The sequence below is a fragment of the Vibrio sp. SCSIO 43153 genome (genome assembly GCF_023716625.1).
In the GTDB taxonomy this organism is placed as follows: domain Bacteria; phylum Pseudomonadota; class Gammaproteobacteria; order Enterobacterales; family Vibrionaceae; genus Vibrio; species Vibrio rotiferianus.
This window is the reverse complement of record NZ_CP071856.1, coordinates 238923-255192: the sequence shown is the minus strand read 5'-3', so window position 1 is coordinate 255192 and position 16270 is coordinate 238923. Positions and strand designations below refer to the sequence as shown.

15 protein-coding genes are annotated in these 16270 nt (G+C 45.5%); 7 read left to right on the top strand and 8 right to left on the bottom strand.

Going from position 1 to position 16270, the window contains the following annotated elements; all coding sequences use genetic code 11:
- The first annotated feature begins 3 nt into the window (after nucleotides 1–3).
- From J4N37_RS17320 to yegS, 4 genes are all read left to right on the top strand, one after another.
- A complete protein-coding gene (locus J4N37_RS17320) occupies nucleotides 4–1320 on the top strand; it encodes a BatD family protein (protein WP_252042907.1) in 1317 nt (438 codons plus the stop codon).
- Nucleotides 1321–1560: 240 nt separating this feature from the next.
- Nucleotides 1561–1986 carry a bifunctional diaminohydroxyphosphoribosylaminopyrimidine deaminase/5-amino-6-(5-phosphoribosylamino)uracil reductase RibD gene (locus J4N37_RS17315; protein ID WP_252042905.1) on the top strand — a complete coding sequence of 142 codons (426 nt, stop codon included), beginning with the start codon at nucleotides 1561–1563 and terminating at the stop codon, nucleotides 1984–1986.
- A gap of 139 nt (nucleotides 1987–2125) precedes the next feature.
- Nucleotides 2126–3031, top strand: coding sequence for a LysR family transcriptional regulator (locus J4N37_RS17310; RefSeq protein WP_038886393.1), 906 nt, complete (start codon nucleotides 2126–2128; stop codon nucleotides 3029–3031).
- Between the two features lie 12 nt (nucleotides 3032–3043).
- The gene (yegS, locus tag J4N37_RS17305) at nucleotides 3044–3946 is read left to right on the top strand and encodes a lipid kinase YegS (protein WP_252042904.1); all 903 of its coding nucleotides are present in this window, start codon (nucleotides 3044–3046) and stop codon (nucleotides 3944–3946) included.
- 54 nt (nucleotides 3947–4000) lie between these two features.
- On the opposite strand, the gene J4N37_RS17300 is transcribed toward yegS, so the two are convergent.
- From J4N37_RS17300 to J4N37_RS17285, 4 genes are all read right to left on the bottom strand, one after another.
- The gene (locus tag J4N37_RS17300) at nucleotides 4001–4336 is read right to left on the bottom strand and encodes a YgiW/YdeI family stress tolerance OB fold protein (protein ID WP_010452195.1); all 336 of its coding nucleotides are present in this window, start codon (nucleotides 4334–4336) and stop codon (nucleotides 4001–4003) included.
- Nucleotides 4337–4353: 17 nt separating this feature from the next.
- Nucleotides 4354–5001: an AcfA family outer membrane beta-barrel protein gene (locus J4N37_RS17295; protein WP_252042903.1), complete on the bottom strand. Its 648-nt coding sequence runs from the start codon at nucleotides 4999–5001 to the stop codon at nucleotides 4354–4356.
- A gap of 137 nt (nucleotides 5002–5138) precedes the next feature.
- Nucleotides 5139–6119, bottom strand: a complete 981-nt coding sequence (locus tag J4N37_RS17290) for an HAD family hydrolase (RefSeq protein WP_252042902.1) — start codon at nucleotides 6117–6119, stop codon at nucleotides 5139–5141.
- 156 nt (nucleotides 6120–6275) lie between these two features.
- On the bottom strand, nucleotides 6276–7064 hold the full coding sequence (locus J4N37_RS17285; protein ID WP_182027367.1) for a formylglycine-generating enzyme family protein: 789 nt from the start codon (nucleotides 7062–7064) through the stop codon (nucleotides 6276–6278).
- A gap of 176 nt (nucleotides 7065–7240) precedes the next feature.
- Here J4N37_RS17285 and J4N37_RS17280 point away from each other — a divergent pair, with 176 nt between their 5' ends.
- Both J4N37_RS17280 and J4N37_RS17275 read left to right on the top strand, forming a co-directional pair.
- On the top strand, nucleotides 7241–8563 hold the full coding sequence (locus tag J4N37_RS17280) for an anaerobic sulfatase maturase (protein ID WP_252042901.1): 1323 nt from the start codon (nucleotides 7241–7243) through the stop codon (nucleotides 8561–8563).
- 10 nt (nucleotides 8564–8573) lie between these two features.
- Nucleotides 8574–9647 carry a HEAT repeat domain-containing protein gene (locus J4N37_RS17275; protein WP_038897160.1) on the top strand — a complete coding sequence of 358 codons (1074 nt, stop codon included), beginning with the start codon at nucleotides 8574–8576 and terminating at the stop codon, nucleotides 9645–9647.
- A gap of 18 nt (nucleotides 9648–9665) precedes the next feature.
- Here the strand turns inward: J4N37_RS17275 and J4N37_RS17270 are convergent, their stop codons facing one another.
- On the bottom strand, nucleotides 9666–11282 hold the full coding sequence (locus J4N37_RS17270; protein ID WP_252042899.1) for a VRR-NUC domain-containing protein: 1617 nt from the start codon (nucleotides 11280–11282) through the stop codon (nucleotides 9666–9668).
- 95 nt (nucleotides 11283–11377) lie between these two features.
- Nucleotides 11378–12610: an L-lactate MFS transporter gene (locus J4N37_RS17265; RefSeq protein WP_009704178.1), complete on the bottom strand. Its 1233-nt coding sequence runs from the start codon at nucleotides 12608–12610 to the stop codon at nucleotides 11378–11380.
- Between the two features lie 576 nt (nucleotides 12611–13186).
- Between J4N37_RS17265 and J4N37_RS17260 the strand changes: the two genes are divergently transcribed.
- A complete protein-coding gene (locus tag J4N37_RS17260; protein WP_005447150.1) occupies nucleotides 13187–13543 on the top strand; it encodes a hypothetical protein in 357 nt (118 codons plus the stop codon).
- A 65-nt stretch (nucleotides 13544–13608) separates the two neighbouring features.
- Here the strand turns inward: J4N37_RS17260 and J4N37_RS17255 are convergent, their stop codons facing one another.
- Together J4N37_RS17255 and J4N37_RS17250 are read right to left on the bottom strand one after the other, a co-directional pair.
- On the bottom strand, nucleotides 13609–15477 hold the full coding sequence (locus tag J4N37_RS17255; protein WP_252042898.1) for a M48 family metallopeptidase: 1869 nt from the start codon (nucleotides 15475–15477) through the stop codon (nucleotides 13609–13611).
- Nucleotides 15477–16067: a LemA family protein gene (locus tag J4N37_RS17250; protein WP_010452175.1), complete on the bottom strand. Its 591-nt coding sequence runs from the start codon at nucleotides 16065–16067 to the stop codon at nucleotides 15477–15479. Before J4N37_RS17250 ends, J4N37_RS17255 begins: the two co-directional genes overlap by 1 nt.
- Nucleotides 16068–16270 lie beyond the last annotated feature (203 nt).

The following is a 16270-nucleotide window of genomic DNA, read 5'->3' as shown; positions in this document are numbered from 1 at the left end:
ACAATGATGAATGCATTCAAACTTGGAGCTGACTCCGTGGTTGGGCGTTTGAGCACTATCTTGATGATGTTTACTTTGCTTTTTACTAGCTTGGTGAACGCACAAGACATTCAAGACTTGCAGCGCAGCGATAATGTTGAATTGTTAGCATGGGTTGGTAAGCAGGGAGCAGGGACCGATAGGAAGGAAGCACCTAAGTTCAGTGTGAATGAGCAGGTGATTTTGTACATCGAAGTCGCAACTCCTCGTTGGTTCACAGGTGGTACACGCATTGGCAGCGTAGAAATCCCTAACGTGATTGCAAAGCAGCGTAACCAATTAGCAACCAACTATACCGAGCGCAAAGGGGGGCAAACGTGGTCTCGTCAGCGTTGGGAAATAACCCTGTATCCGCAAGTCTCGGGACAATTTGTAATTCCACCGGTCGCCGTTGGTGTGCAAGTCTCTGCGCCTGATGGCTCGAAAGTGGCTGGTACGCTTTATACGCAGCCAATTAAGTTCGAAGCGTCCATGCCTTCTGGTTTGCTAAGTGATGACTCTGCATGGTTTACTGCGACTAAGGTGAGTGTGGATCAGAAATGGACAACGTCTAACGATGAGCTGAAAGTCGGTGATGCAATCACTCGCACCATTACGATCAATGCACAAGACAGCCTGTCAGTATTGCTTCCAGACTTGTTATCCAATGATTCTACTGCCAGTTATCAAGCCTATCCTCAACCAAACCGCTTAGCCGATAAGCAAACGCGTGGTGATTACCAATCGAGTCGCATCGAAGAAAGCGTGTATGTGATCCAACAGGGTGGTGAGTTCACCTTGCCTGAGCATACGTTCCAATGGTGGAATAGCCAGAGTAAACAGCTGGAAACGGTGGTGATTGAGGGTAAGACCTTCAAAGCCAAGCATACATTCAAATCCTTTGTTCGAGCTTATTCTGGCTGGTTGATTGGCTGCGCAGTGACGCTATTTGTTCTCGTTATCGCCGTCTTGAGCATTCACCGCTATTATCGTTCTCGTCCTACGCCGCCATGGTTGGTATTCAGACGAATGGTGAAAGCGAATCGATGGGGGGCTGCTAGAGCAAGCTTGTATAAGCAGCTGAGAAGCAACACGGGTGGCCTTGAAATGAGTAAAGCCAGTAACACTGACGTTTGGCAGAAGCGTTCACAGCGCCTACAAGAGGGGCAGGAGGATGCAAGCTTGATGAATGCGCTTTGGAAAGGGATACAAGCGCTGAAGCCAAAACGCCTTAAGTGGGCGATACCAAAGGCCTTGCCGCAACTTGATGAGCTACGGAGCAGGAACATGCGAAAAAGATAGCCTCTAAAAGCTCCAATCAGTGGCTAGGTACTCTTTGCTAATATTGAGGGTCTTGTATATTTTGTTGCCAATAGTTGATGTAGACCCACTAGAGCTTTAAATCTGCGTGCGCCAACAAATCAAGTCATTGTCAAAGAGCGAAGCACCTTAAGGTTACTTATGTATAGATTTGTATGGAAGAGATAATATGCCAGCGCTAAAATCGACCACCTAAGTACAGACTCTCGAGAATCATATCAAATGAATCAAAAATTTATGCTCCGTGCCTTGGAAGTATCACGGAACGCACTCCCTGCTTGCCAGCCAAATCCACCTGTTGGTTGTGTGTTAGTGAAAGATGGTCAAATCGTATCGGAAGGGCACACACAAGCGATTGGTGGCAATCATGCAGAAGTGGAAGCCCTAAACGCATATAACGGTGATCTAAGTGACGTCACCGCGTACGCAACACTAGAGCCATGTTCATTTGTTGGTCGCACGCCAGCTTGCGCTAAAACCTTAGTGACTTGCGGCATCAAAAAAGTGGTGGTTGCTATGCTCGATCCTGACCCTCGTAACGCCGGTCTTGGTATCGAAATCCTAAAAGAAGGTGGCGTTGAAGTCGAAGTCGGCTTGTGCGGTGAAGAGGCGAGTGCATTCTTGAGCCCTTACCTAGGAAAATCCTGAGCGATTTTCAGAATATTCTTCGTCAATGCGAGGTTAAAACTCGCGAAAACATGCATAGACGCTCAAATCTGGTGTTCTGAGTCGTTAACTATCATGCTGTTAGCTAAAATAAGGTCATGTCCTGTTTTATGTTTGCAAAATGAAGAGCACCGACTTAAACCTTATCCCTATTTTCGTGGCGATTTATGAAGAGCAGAACCTGTCTAAGGCTGCTGCTCGTCTTGATATCAGCCAACCTGCGGTGAGCAAAGCACTCGCTCGTTTGCGTGATATCTATGACGAACCACTGTTTCACCGCAGCACATCGGGTGTCGAGCCGACCAGTTTTGCTATGGATATTTATCCTGCAATGGTCGCAGCGCTGAAAAACTTTACGTCTACTTTATCCGCATCTAGTAGCTTCGATCCTAAAGTGTCTAATCGTATATTTTCGATTGCTTGTGTCTCGGTGGCGAGCTATGAGTTGATGCCTCAACTGCTACGTCAAATCCGCAAGAGCGCACCAAATATTGGGTTGGAAGTGCATCCCTTATTTACTGAAGATTATGAAAGCGATCTTCGTTTGCAAAGGTACGACTTAATCATTGATATGCCACCGCGAGGACGCACCGTTCTCAAGATGGAACCAGTATTTTCTGAGCGTTTGATGGTGGTGTGCAGTGCAGACCATCCTCGCATTCAAGACACCTGTTCTGTCGAGCAATTCTTGGCAGAGGAGCATGTCGTGGTCTCGCGTTGGCATGCACGCAAGAGCCTCATGAGTGAAGAAGATATCGAAGACCTAGCTAAGCGCAACATTGTATATCGTGCGTCTGGCGCGATGGAGATGCTACCTGTTATTGATGGCTCCGAATATATTGGGATGTTACCGCTGTCTACGATAAAGCACTTCTCTAAAACTTATAACATTAAGGCGGTACCACTTCCTTTTAGTGACAAAATTCACGATTTATGTGCGATTTGGCACTCGAGCCGCAACAATGAAAGTGCTCATCAATGGTTGAGAACTCAGCTCAAAAAAGCTGGTAAGGTAATCGAATACTAGGTAGGGAAGAGTATGAAAGCAATACGCGCCATTCTAAACGGTAAGAAGGCCGGAACACCGGAGCTTCGCAGTGAGATCATGCGAATGCGAGAGCAAGGTGTGGATCTGCAAGTTCGGGTCACTTGGGAATCTGCGGATATGGAACGCTTAGTTAAAGAAGCGGTTAATGAAGGCATTAAACGTATTGTTGTCGCGGGTGGTGATGGGACTGTCAATGAAGCCATCACAGCGCTCAACCAGGTAAACTCAAATGCTAGACCTGAGTTGGCCATTATCCCTATGGGGACCGCGAATGATTTCGCGACTGCGACGAAAATCCCCACCACGATTCGAGAGTCTATAGAACTTGCTGTTAATGGCGACGCGGTTGCGGTAGATAGCGTTCAGGCCAATGAGCGCTACTTTATGAATGTTGCAGCAGCAGGTTTTGGAGCAGAAATTACCGCGGAGACCCCCGTAGAGCTAAAGAACTTTCTTGGTGGAGGCGCTTACACGTTAACAGGACTAGTGAAAGCGTTGGGCTTTAAACCTTATGATGGAACGCTGACGATTGAGCAGGGTAGCTTTCAAGGCGAAATTTTAGTCGGTGCGTTTTGCAATAGCCGACTCGCTGGTGGAGGACAAGAGCTTGCACCAAGTGCATTGATCGATGATGGCTTAATGGATATCACCTTAGTACATCCATTCTTGCCCCACGAGCTACCTCAGGTGCTTGAAGAAATTCAGAACCCAACTGAAAAAGGCCAATTTGTTAAGCACACTCTGGCAAGTTGGTTGGAAATTGACTTTCCGAAAGCGCTGCCATTAAACCTTGATGGTGAGCCTTATCGATCCAAGAAGATCCGTTTTGAGGTTCAACCCCAAAGTATACGTTTGGTGCTCCCACCTCACTGCCCATGCTTAGTAGTGCATTAAACCCACAAAATGAAAGCCACTAGCGTGGTGGCTTTCAGTTTACTGACAGTAAAGTTAGAGCTTTTGAATAGTATCAACGTCAATTTGTGTTGTTGTCCAGTCGGAGTCTACTTCGCCACGAATCGCAACGCGGTCTTGCGGTGATACGTCTTGCCCCATCCAATCTTCATTGTCGATCTCAACTTGAATTTGGCCTGTATTATCTTTAAACAGATAAGTTTCATTCCCAAGTGATTGAACGATGCTACCTGTTAACAGTACATAACTGTCGTCAGATGCTTTCTGAGCTTCTTTTACTGTGTTGATTGCTGCCGTTTCAGGACCGTTGAAGGCAGCCAATGCAGAGCCAGAAATTAGAGCTAATGCTGTCGTAATAATCAGTTTTTTCATGCTTATGGCTTCCTAATTTAGAAGTAGTATGTAGAGCCTACGTTGATTGATGCTGTGTTTGCGTAGCTATCAAGTTGGTATTTTGCGTTAGCACTGATGGTCAACTGAGGGAAGATCTTGTATTCAGCACCAACAGAGAATACGGCACCAAACTCGTTGTTCTTTTCTGTGCTGTGGAAAAGCGTTTTGCTCATTTCCACATCGTCATTTGAAACCAACTCATGCTCCTCATACTTACCTGCTTTAGATTCGTATTGTGTGTAGCTCAGACCTGCTTTTACTTTGGTGGTCCATTTATCGTTTAATGCGTAGCTAAACACAGGAGCAAGGGTGATTTGTTTTGCTTTGATTGAAGAATCCCATTCCATTTCACGGTGGTAGTCTTTACCATCAATGTTCTCGATGCCTAAGTTTTTTGAACGACTATCGTCCAGTTCAAATTGGCTGTAACCTAGTTCTACTGCCCAAGAGTCGTTGATCGAGTAGCCAACAAAGCCACCATAAATACCGTCTTCTAATTCAGGGTTTAGATTCACACCGTCAGCTTCAAAAGATGTTTCAAAATCGTGGTCGGTGGTGCCGAATCCATACTCAAAACCCACATAAGGTGCTGCTGCTACCGAAAATGAGCTTGCTGCTAGAATCGTCAGGACTGCTTTTTTCATTCTGTTTTTACCTCTTCGTTTTGATGAGAGGTATTGTGTGTGAAGAGTCGTGAAGTGATCGTGAAGAAAAGCCTACCGTTTGAAAATGAATAAAAAAACTCCCCGAGAAGGGGAGCTTTAAAGAAGTGGTAATGGTGTTAGTAGACGGTGCACCATTCGTTTTTCATGTCAATAAGATGCCAATTATCGCGTTGATTGGCTTCATCCATTGCTTTATCTAAGTGACCGACGCTGGATTTTCGGTCGTATTTCCACTCGCGGTCTTCATCGGTGTGATGAACGATCATCGCCATCGAGTTTGGTTGACTGGTTGCCCACTGCATCATAGCGTGGTCACCGTCTGAGTTACCAATCGCGAGAACAGGTTTCTTACCGATGATGTGTTGAATGTTTTCCACTTTCCCGGCTTTGTCATCGATCGTAAGGATTTCACCTAACTTAGTCACGGTTGGTTTACCGTCGTTGTAATCGTACTTGTATTTTAGTGCGCTACCAATGATTTGCTCTGCAGGAATGCCGTAGACCTCTGGTGCCCAAACTCGCATGAAGTCCACGCCGCCACCAGATACTATGTAAGTCTTAAAACCATGCTCTTGCAGGTAGGTCACCATTTCGCGCATTGGTTTGTATGTAAGTTCGGTATAAGCTTTGCCAAAGCGTGGATCTTTCGCGACTTTCAGCCAATCGGCGACTTTTTGCTGATATTCCTCTACCGTCATACCACTATGAGTGACCTTGACGATCTCAAGTAGCGCTTTTTCACCGCCTTTGAAGACGCCTTCAATATCGTCATTCAGTACAGATTTAAACGGTTCTTGTGTCTTCCATTCTGGATGGTCTTTTGCCATCAGTTTCACTTCGTCTAGCGCATAGGCCAGCTGGAAGTAGAAAGGCTTCTCTGACCATAATGTACCGTCGTTATCAAATACGGCAATACGGTTTTGCTCAGGGATGAATGTCGATTTTGTTGTATCCAAAGATTGGTCAACGTAGTTCACGATGGCGGTCTTACTCGCCCCATCTTTCCAAGATGGCAGCAAGCTTGGGTCGCAATCTAAAGCCATCGCTGAGAACGATAAACCAGATAAGACTGCAAGGGCACAGATGTGTTTCTTCATATTATTATTTACCTAAGTTTGAATGTATTGTTTGTATACATTTGGGTATAGAGAAGAACAACGTGGATTTAGCCTCTTTCCCTAACCATTTCCCTAACCAAGAGACGTGTTAATTGGTAAGAATGCGCAAAGGGGCAGTAACGTCGCTTCTCATGCTTAATCAGCATCTTTAGCAAGGCGAAGTCCCATGTCCGACATAATTATAGACTGGCTAGCGAAGTCTCGACGGAAATTCTCTGATTCATCAGAATCATAGGCAAAGCTGCCGCCTCGTACGGACTTGTGTGCTAGGCCTGCTTTTTCGTCTTTAGCGTTGTTCGGATTCTCGGTTGGGCCAAAGCGGTAGAAGGTGTCGTCATAAGCATCAATAACGAACTCACCAACGTTGCCTGTCATGTCATACAGACCAAGCTCATTGGGTTGCTTTTGACCAACTGGGTGAGCTTGGTTTTTAGAGTTATCGACGTACCACGCCACATCAGCAATGTTGTTTGAGCCTGCGTAAGTGAAACCTTGGCTCTTGTTACCACCTTTTGCGGCAAACTCCCATTCCGCTTCTGTCGGTAAGCGGTAGTTTTCACCAGTCAGTTCGTTCAACTTCTCAATGAAGTAATTTGCTTGTTGCCAGCTCAAGTTATTAACGGGAATGTTTGCACCTTGGAAGTAACTCATTGAAGAACCCATGACAGATTCGAATAATTCTTGGGTGACCTCGAACTTGGAAATGTAGAAGCCGTCTACCTTTACTTCGCGGGCTGGGGTTTCTGCCTTCTTGGCGGAGTCGCTGTTCGATCCCATGACAAATGAACCGCCTTCCACCAACACCATGTCTTGATCAATGTTGAGCGCGATAGGGTGCGGTGATTGAGTTGCACAACCACTCATTAATACGCTGAATGATAGAATGGAAAGTGCGGTTAACGATTTGCTTTTAAATGATTTCATCAATAGTTTCTCGCCAAAAAAGTCACGATAAATATTAGCAATAAACGCTATGAAAAAAGGTTATAAACGGTATAACAAGCCTCTTGTATCAATGGGATTTATGATTAGGTCATCAAGGTGAGAATGGCACGCTTATGAGCGTTCTCAGCTGCATTTCATAACGAAAAAGGTGACGTATGCACATTACTCAAGGTCCTCAGTTCAACGGTAAAGCCTCTAAGCGTTTACATGTCATGGCAAAGCCTATTGGGGCAGCTTGTAACATTGATTGCACTTACTGCTATTACCTCAGCAAACAGGACTTACTTGAGTACAAAAAAGGCTGCACGCCCGTGATGGATGAAGAGACATTAGAAACCTACATTCGTCAGTACATTGAAGGACAAAATACGCCGGAAATCATCTTCTCTTGGCAGGGTGGTGAACCAACGATGTTGGGCTTGGATTACTTTAAAAAGATTGTTGAGTTTCAATCTAAGTACAAGCCTGAAGGCGTGGTCATTTCTAACGATTTACAAACCAATGGCACGTTGCTCAACGACGATTGGTGTGCATTTCTAAAAGCAAATAACTTTTTGGTCGGTTTGAGTATCGACGGGCCAGAAATGATGCACAACGCTTACCGAACCAACCGCTCAGGACGTGGCACGTTTAACCAAGTGATGAAGGGGGTTGAACTGCTGCACAAACACGAAGTGAAGTTCGCAACACTAACTTGTGTAAACAATCTAACCAGCCGCAATCCTCTTGAGGTGTACCGATTCCTGCGTGATGAAGTGCGTTCTCCACAAATGCAGTTTATTCCCATCGTAGAACAGAAAACGTTCCGTACTACAGCTCCTCAAACATGGGAGCCGCAAGAGCAGCTGAAACAAGGCGACAAGCGTCTTATTCCTGGTCACAAAGACTCTGTGGTTGAGCCATGGTGTGTGGCAGACGAGGCGTGGGGTAACTTCCTTATCGCGATTTTTGATGAGTGGATTCAGCACGATATTGGCAAAGTGTTTGTGCAGTACTTTGAAGCGAGTGTAGAGACTTGGATGGGGCGTAAAAACCCACTTTGTACGCTCGGTGAGATTTGTGGCAAAGGCTTGGCAATGGAACCAAACGGTGATGTTTTCGCTTGTGACCACTACGTTTATCCAGAATACAAGATTGGCAACATCCACCACGAAAAATTAGACACGTTGGCGTATGGTCCTGAGCAACAAAAGTTTGGCTTTGCCAAGACTCGCTCGCTAACCAAGCAATGCCAACAGTGTGATTACCAATTCGCTTGCTACGGCGAGTGTCCGAAAAACCGTTTCATTCGCACCAAAGACGGTGAACCCGGGTTGAACTACCTGTGTGCAGGTTGGAAAAAGTTCTTCTCTCATGCTGATAAGGCAATGGCATACATTCTTCGTGCAACGGGTAACCCTGTGGCACATGGCAAATACAGTGATGCAGTGTTACGCCAACAAGCGGCGAAGCGTCCTGTATTCGAAACCAAATTTTAAGGGGATTGATATGACATTCTCAAAAACGTTATTAGCCATCGCTCTAGGCGTCACCGTAAGCCAATCTGTTGCCGCGCAGGATGAGACCTTGCTGGCACCGGACCAAGTTTCTTCTGCGAGCGTGACAAGTGCTGAGGAAACCCATTCAGCACAGATGTCACCACAGCAAGTGGTTGCGAAGTGGTCTTATCAAGCTCAAGACGTGAAACAGCCAGTAGAAAAGCGCATTGAAGCGTTGCATGAGTTGGCAAAATACCCAAGTCAAAACGCGCTGGTGGCAGTTGCACGCAGCCTTCAAGATCAAGACCCAGCGGTTCGTGAAGCCGCGATTGTCGGAGCAGAACCTTACACGATTGAACATCGCTGGCGCATGATAGAGCCACTATTGAGTGATCCAGAGGCCATGGTCCGTATTACTGCTGCGACCAACTTAGTGCGTGACTTTTCCAACGTGAGCAGCGAGCAACAGCAAACGCTGGAAGCGCCGGTTGCTGAACTGATCAGCTACTTAGAGCACAAGAAAGATGACGGCTCCAAACTGCTGTTAGCGGATGTTTATCGTTGGCACCATGAATGGGATAAAGCGGATAAAATCTATCAAGCTTTGGTGACCAATCAGCCTGAAAATCCACAAATCTGGCTAAGCTTGGCCGACAACTACCGAGCGCAGCAACGCGATGCTGATGCGGTCAAGACGTTGGATTCTGCGATCAAACTTCATCCTGATAATGCGTCTTTGCACTACTCGAAAGCGCTGACACTAGTACGTTTGGATGAGAAGAAGAATGCAGCGACAGAAATCGAAAAAGCGGCCAACATGGCGAAAGATAACAGCTACTACTGGTATCTCAATGGCGTACTGCAAGAAGACTACAACCTAGACAAATCGGTGAAGTCTTTTGAGCAAGCGTATTTGATCTCTGGTGCGCCGGAACAGCTTTATGCGGTTTGCGACATTTATGTTCGTTACGACAACCCGAAAACAGATGAGTGCTTGGGCGAACTAGAGAAAGTCGCACCAAGCTACGTGATTGATCAATTGAAAGAGAAGAAAGGTCAGAAGAACGCCAAAGTAAGCAGCTAAGGTTATTTGGCTCTTTTCCTAAGCTTGTGCCGTTACATAACAGACTGAGAACGGCACATTGAGGCGATTGAACTCCTTGATCCAACGCCATTGGTTATCTTGGAGTTTATCGCCCGGACCTTTCACTTCTATCCATTCAAACTTCCCATCTTTAAATGCAATCAAATCCGGCATACCGTTTCGATAGAGTTTTAGGTCACTTAACTGCACGTTAAACAGTTCGACCAACAGGGCATTAGGGATGTGTTCAAGTGCTAGGGAGATTAGCTCTTCGTTCACGTATGCCCAACTGATGAAGGGATTACTGACCCCAACTTTATCTCGGTATGTATCAAACAACGCCTGTGTATTGCCTTGTTGAACTTGCTCAAGCGCATTGTCGATAAGCTGCTTTCTTTTATCGACAAAATCGGCGTGATACAAATCCAATGGTCGATGTTGATATGCGTTAATGAATGCGCCTTCTATCGGTGCAAAAATCGCATCCCACAAGGTTAAGCCTAACAAGTTGTTGAGCAGGGTATTCTCGGAATAGAAAACGGTCCAACCTAAACTTTCGAAATGCGCTTTGGTTGCCAGCTCCACCCGTTGCTGGGAGAGATCCAATTCGATGTGGTATTCGCTGCATTTTGGCTTGGTGGCTCTCGGGACTTTCAAGCCTTGTTTACGTTTAACGCGTTGTTCGAGCTTCTGTGCCACCTCAAACTCAGAGACATCAATAGGGTGGGTAAGCATATCAGTGACAATGTCACTAAATAATTCGTTTTGTTCTAGCTTGTCGTATATGCGAGCACGACGCTCTCGGCTTGGCGCGAGTGTGGTCGTCTCAAACAGCGCAATTGCCATCTCAAGTTCGTTTATGCGTTCGTAATCACGGGCAATGTCGTTAATCATGTGCTCGCGTTTACGGTCGACGTAGCGATGTTCAACCTGTTCTGGCGTTGCTTCGATAAGAATATCGAGGTTCGCTTTTTGTTTTCTGTCGCATTGCCAATAAAGGTTGGAGAGTTGGCTGAGTTCAATAAGGCGATCGATTTGCTCTCTACTCTCGAAGAATCGACGAGCTTTACTTAACTGGTATTGTTCGAATTGGTGTAAGCCTAAGTCATCAAGCACGAACTGACTGAGGTCTTGATGGGTATTAGCAAAAAACAGCGTCAGCAAAACATCAATCATGTGTGCGGAGTTAAGCTTAATCACCGTGAAATCCAGAGCCTCAAATAGCTCGAAACGCTCTTCATTTAGGCAAGCCACTAATGCTTCTTTCTTGAGGGATCTAGGATGCTCAGGATAGAGAGTGACGATCTCTGGCTTGGTCAGTAGATTCGCTGCTAACTCCTGTATCGTTAGGTCAGGGGAGAGCGAGACAAAATCATGAGTTGCCAATTCATCTAAAGCCGACTGGATGTTCTCAATTTCTTGATAGTTGAGTTTGTCGCTACGAAACCAGCACCCTTTACGGCTGTAAAGACGCACGAGAAGGCACTGTGCAGGCTTGTTTAAGCTACCAAACGCGGATAGCCACTGGTGTTCATCTTGGCTAAGTAAATCGCTGTACCACTCGGTAGCGTGCCGTGTGAGCTTAAAGAAGTTATCGAGATAGTAATCTGGCGCGAGTTCGACGGTGTTTTCCATAACCAACTAACAATAAAAAAGGCTTAACCCATAGGTTAAGCCTTTTTCGAATCAATTTCTGCAGATCTATTAGATAAATAGAACTGGACTGGCGATTAAGCGTTTTTCAGTTGTGCTACTTTCGCTTCAGTCAGTGGCTTAGTGATGAACGCTAGTACGATACACACAGCCATCATTACTGCTGAGATAGTGTACGCAAGACCGTAGCCGTCACCGTTAGTCATTGAGAAACCAACAACAGCTGCACCGATTGCACCACCGATACCCCATGCTGTGTAAAGCACGCCGTAGTTAGTACCGTAGTTCTTCAGACCGTAGAATTCAGCCGTTAGAGTAGGGAATACTGCTAGAAGCGTACCGTAACCTACTGCTGCGATTGCTGTACCGATGATTAGCGTGAACTCAGTTTTGAACGTTGCGAACAGAACCATGTTGATGCCCTGTAGAACGAACGCTAGAAGAAGAGTACGTACGCCACCGATCTTGTCTGCAAGCATACCTGCCGCTACACGACCGCCTGAGTTAAATACCGCAAGGATAGACGCTAGGTAAACCGCGTTTGGTAGGTTCGCTTGAACGCTTGCGATAGTTGTGATGTTACCGATGATCATAAGACCAACAGAAGCTGCGAACGCGTACATGATCCATAGAGAGTAGAACTGTGGCGTTTTAAGCATTGCTTTCCAAGTTAGGTCGTCAGATTTCTTCACAACCTTAGGTGCTTGACCTTCTTTTACTTTAGGCTCTGCTGGCGTGTAATCCGCTGGTGGGTTGTTGATTGTTGCTGCTAGAGGAACAGCGATAGCAAGGATACCAACACCAAGAACTAGGAAGCTCGTTTGGATGCCCATGCTGTCGATCAGTGCAGAAGTCACAGGAGCTAGGTAGATAGCTGCTAGACCGAAACCTGCTGCGATGATGCCGTTAACCATACCTTTCTTAGATGCGTGGAACCACTTCATTGCTGAAGGAGAAAGACACGCGTAACCGAAACCGATACCTGCACCAGTGATCACACCGAAAGTGATGTTCAGCATTAGTGGTGAGTTAACAAAACCAGACGCAATCATGCCTAGACCTGTTAGAACAGTACCTAGGATTAGGATCAAACGTGGACCCATACGGTCTTGAAGAATACCTGCAACAAGAAGACAGATAGAGAAAGTAATAGTTGCAGTCGCGTAAGGTGCAGATGCTTCTGCTGCGCTCCAGCCTGACTCAGTCACTAGTGCTTTGTTGAATACACTCCAAGCATACAGGATGCCAAGACAAAGGTTGATACAGAATCCTGCTAACAGGATGCGCATAGCTTTATCAATCTTGCTCATTTTTGTTCTCAGTAATACCTCTTGGCAGATAGCAAAGAGGGGTCGGTTTAAAGATAGGGTTTACTCAAAATAAGTTTGCGTTTTTCAACACATAACGTAATGAGCGCGGATTATAACCAATAAATGTGTGATTGGAATCTCTTTTTACCCCTACGGCTAAAAATAATTTGAAACATTAAAAATGATTGTAATGAGAGCGTTTTATATATGAAGAAAATGTTGATCTAACGTAAAGAAGCTTTGGTTTGGTAGTGAGATCCTAAGTGAAACAAGGTTGATAGCTCGAACATGGGTGTTTGGCTCACAGTTTAAGCAAAAAGTTTCTAAATGTTTAAGTGTTAATGTTCTGTAACAAAAGTGGCCAAAATAGAGACTGCTTTTTGTAAGTGCAGGATCTAAAGGGTTTATAAATTCGAGAATGTTAACCGCTTGTAATAACTAGATTCGAAAGGGAGGCTTGAACACAAAGTGAGCAAAAAATGTGCTTGTAATTGCTAAATAGATAAGCAAAATAGGGCGCAAAATGAGTTTTCATTAATGAAAGGATGCTTTTCTCTACTTGTAGTGAGGTGACTTATGAAATTGTTCCTATTACTTATGGCTTCTGTTTCTGCAGGTGTCGCATCAGCAGATCACATCCATTCATTCATGCTAGGTCTTTCTATTGCATCGCTTGCAGTAGGTAGCTGCTACTTCTTCGCATTCCGTAGTTCGCGTTTCCCACAGCTTGCTTTGTTCTTACTGATCTGTGGCATGTTATCTAAATTGACGATTACGGTAATTGGCGTGATGTGGGGTATGTCAGCAGAGCTGATTACTTCTCCTATCGTGTTTGCTTTGTCTTACTTGTTCTTCTCATTAGCCGTGACCTACTTGTGGTTCAGCTATCGTCAAAGCATCACTAAGATTCCAGAGCGCTTTAAAGCTGCTTAATCAGCGTCACTTATAGCCGAATACAAAAACGCCAGCGATCATCGCTGGCGTTTTACTTTCTGTGTTTACAGCGTCACAGTAAGCGGTGGCTCTGGTACTTCCAAGAAGCACGCTATCACTCGGTACAATTCGCCTTCTGCAACGGTGATCTGACCGTCAGACTCAATTGCTAAACGACATGCTTTGACGAACAAAATACGCTGTTTAGGATTAAGTTGTAGTAAAAGTTCTAACGCTGCTCGGCTTAATCTCCAGTCTTGGTTAGCGTCTGGCAACTGAGTTTTCGGTAGGCCTAAAGAGGTGAGCGCACTGTTGAAAGCATATTGTGCTTTGTCTTTTTCTGAGTGACTTACCCAGGCTAACTCTCTCAGGAGCCAATGAACACTCTCCATCAATTGCATCAGTGATTTACTCTGGCGAGTAAAAGCAAATGAGGTAAGTAATTGCTTTTCCAGTAAGTTAATGACACACCACTCTCCAAGTGAGTAGTGATTATCGGTTTGGGATAATTCTCGTAGCACTTGGCATAGTCTGTTCTTTTGACCTTCACTGAGTGCTTTGAGGGCTGGGACTGCAAGCTCTAATAGAGGGAGACGCAGATGCGTTGGCAGTTCGTAGTCCAACCACGGTAAAAGTTTTGCGTGTGAAACCATAGGAATGTGACCTTTGATCATCTCACGCTGCACATCACTGCCATCAAAGATCAGCATCAATGCAATAAAGCGAGAGCTGTAGGGCTCACGTGCAATATCGACTAAGTCTTGTGGTAATTGGCTGATGAGCAGTCTACCTGTTTCACTCAACTCCGAAGAAGTTGGCGTTTCGACTGGAGCCTTAAGATCTTGAGAGCCAAAATCGGCATCCGACGCAAACCCACTGACTTGTCCAGTTTCAAACGCTGAAGTTTGGCGCTGACTTCCGCGCGAAAATCTGCCATCCCAACTTGGCTCTATACGGCGAATTCGTTCTTCGAGAGGTGGGTGAGTAGCGAATAAGCCAGTGAAGCCAGACAAACTGCTTTGCCCAAACATCATGTGACTCATTTGGCTACTTGCTTTCGCTTTTAGGCTTGAGCCAGATGCATGACCGCCAATCTTCTTCAGCGCACCTGAAATCCCTTGGTCATTACGAGTAAACTGAACCGCACTCGCGTCCGCCAAGAACTCACGTTGTCGTGAGATAGCTGCTTTGATCATCGAGCCGAATAAAGTACCAACCCAACCGAGCACCAAACACACAATCGCGATCAGCATAATGACAGCGAAGCCTTTATCGGAATCCGAAGAGCTTCTTGATACGCGACTGGTGTGGTGAGTGTTATCTAACACCAAATGACCGAAATGGGCAATGCAAGTGATGCCGAACAGAACACCAATTAGACGTGTGTTCATGCGCATGTCACCGTTTAAGATGTGGCTGAACTCATGAGCAATCACGCCTTGTAATTCATCGCGTGTGAAGGTGTCTAGTGCGCCTTGCGTGACACCGATTACAGCATCATCAATACTCATCCCTGCGGCAAACGCGTTGATACCTCGTTCTTCCTGCATCACATAAACAGGAGGAACGGGAATCCCTGAAGCAATCGACATTTCCTCCACTACGTTAAGAAGTCGCCTGTGTTTGGCATCTATCGTGTTAGAGGAAATCAGCTTGCCACCGATGCTTTCAGCTACGCCTCGGCCGCCGTTCGAAGATAGGTCAGATAGGCGAATCATCGAGCTAATTGCAACGATCAACACGACACCCGCAAAGCACAATAAGACATAGCTAATGGCAGTGTGTTGATTAAATGGCTCACCGGTCACCCCGTAGTAAATACCAATCGATAGGACGCTGACCAAACCCGTGATGAAGAATACCGCTAAGGAAAACAGAAACACCAAAAGCCCGGTACGCTGACGTGCGGTATCTTGATGGTCGAAAAAATCCATTAGAACTCAACCTTTGGCGCTTCTTGGATTGCTTCGCTGTCTGCAAACTCCAGCAACTTACCGTCTTGGAAGCCAAACATATTGGCAAACAAGACTGGTGGGAAAGTCTGTTTGTAAGTGTTGTAGCTGGTAACAGCATCATTGAAAGCTTGGCGAGCAAAAGCGACCTTATTCTCTGTGCTGGTCAGCTCTTCTTGCAGCTGGGTCATGGTTTCGTTGGCTTTCAACTCTGGGTAGGCTTCAACCACGACATTCAACTTACCTAGCGCATTTTGTAGCATGCCTTCTGCTTGTGCCAGTTGGTTAATCGCCGCATCGCTATCTGGCGCATCACTTGCTGCTTTCAAGCCAGAAATAGCCTGGTTACGCGCTTGGATGACACGCTCAAAGGTTTCTTTTTCATGCTCCATGTAACCTTTTGCTGTACTCACTAGGTTTGGGATCAAGTCGTAACGACGTTTTAGCTGAACCTCAATCTGAGCAAAGCTGTTTTTAAAGCGATTACGTAGCGTCACTAGTTTGTTGTAAATGCTGACTGCAAACACCGCGATAAGCAAAATGATGACGATAAAAACAATAAGTGAAGTCATAGTAAGTTCCATTTTGTGAATGTATTCGGACTTTATATAAGTAGTTGAGATATTAAGCAAATTAGACTTACTTATAATGTGCAATGTTTTTCAATTATTGGATGTGTTGCGTATTCAGTACGAGGTGTCAAAGAGAGGAGAAAGGTAATGACGAGGTATATGGAATAGAAATAAAAAAGCCCGACAAAACTGCCGAGCTTTTA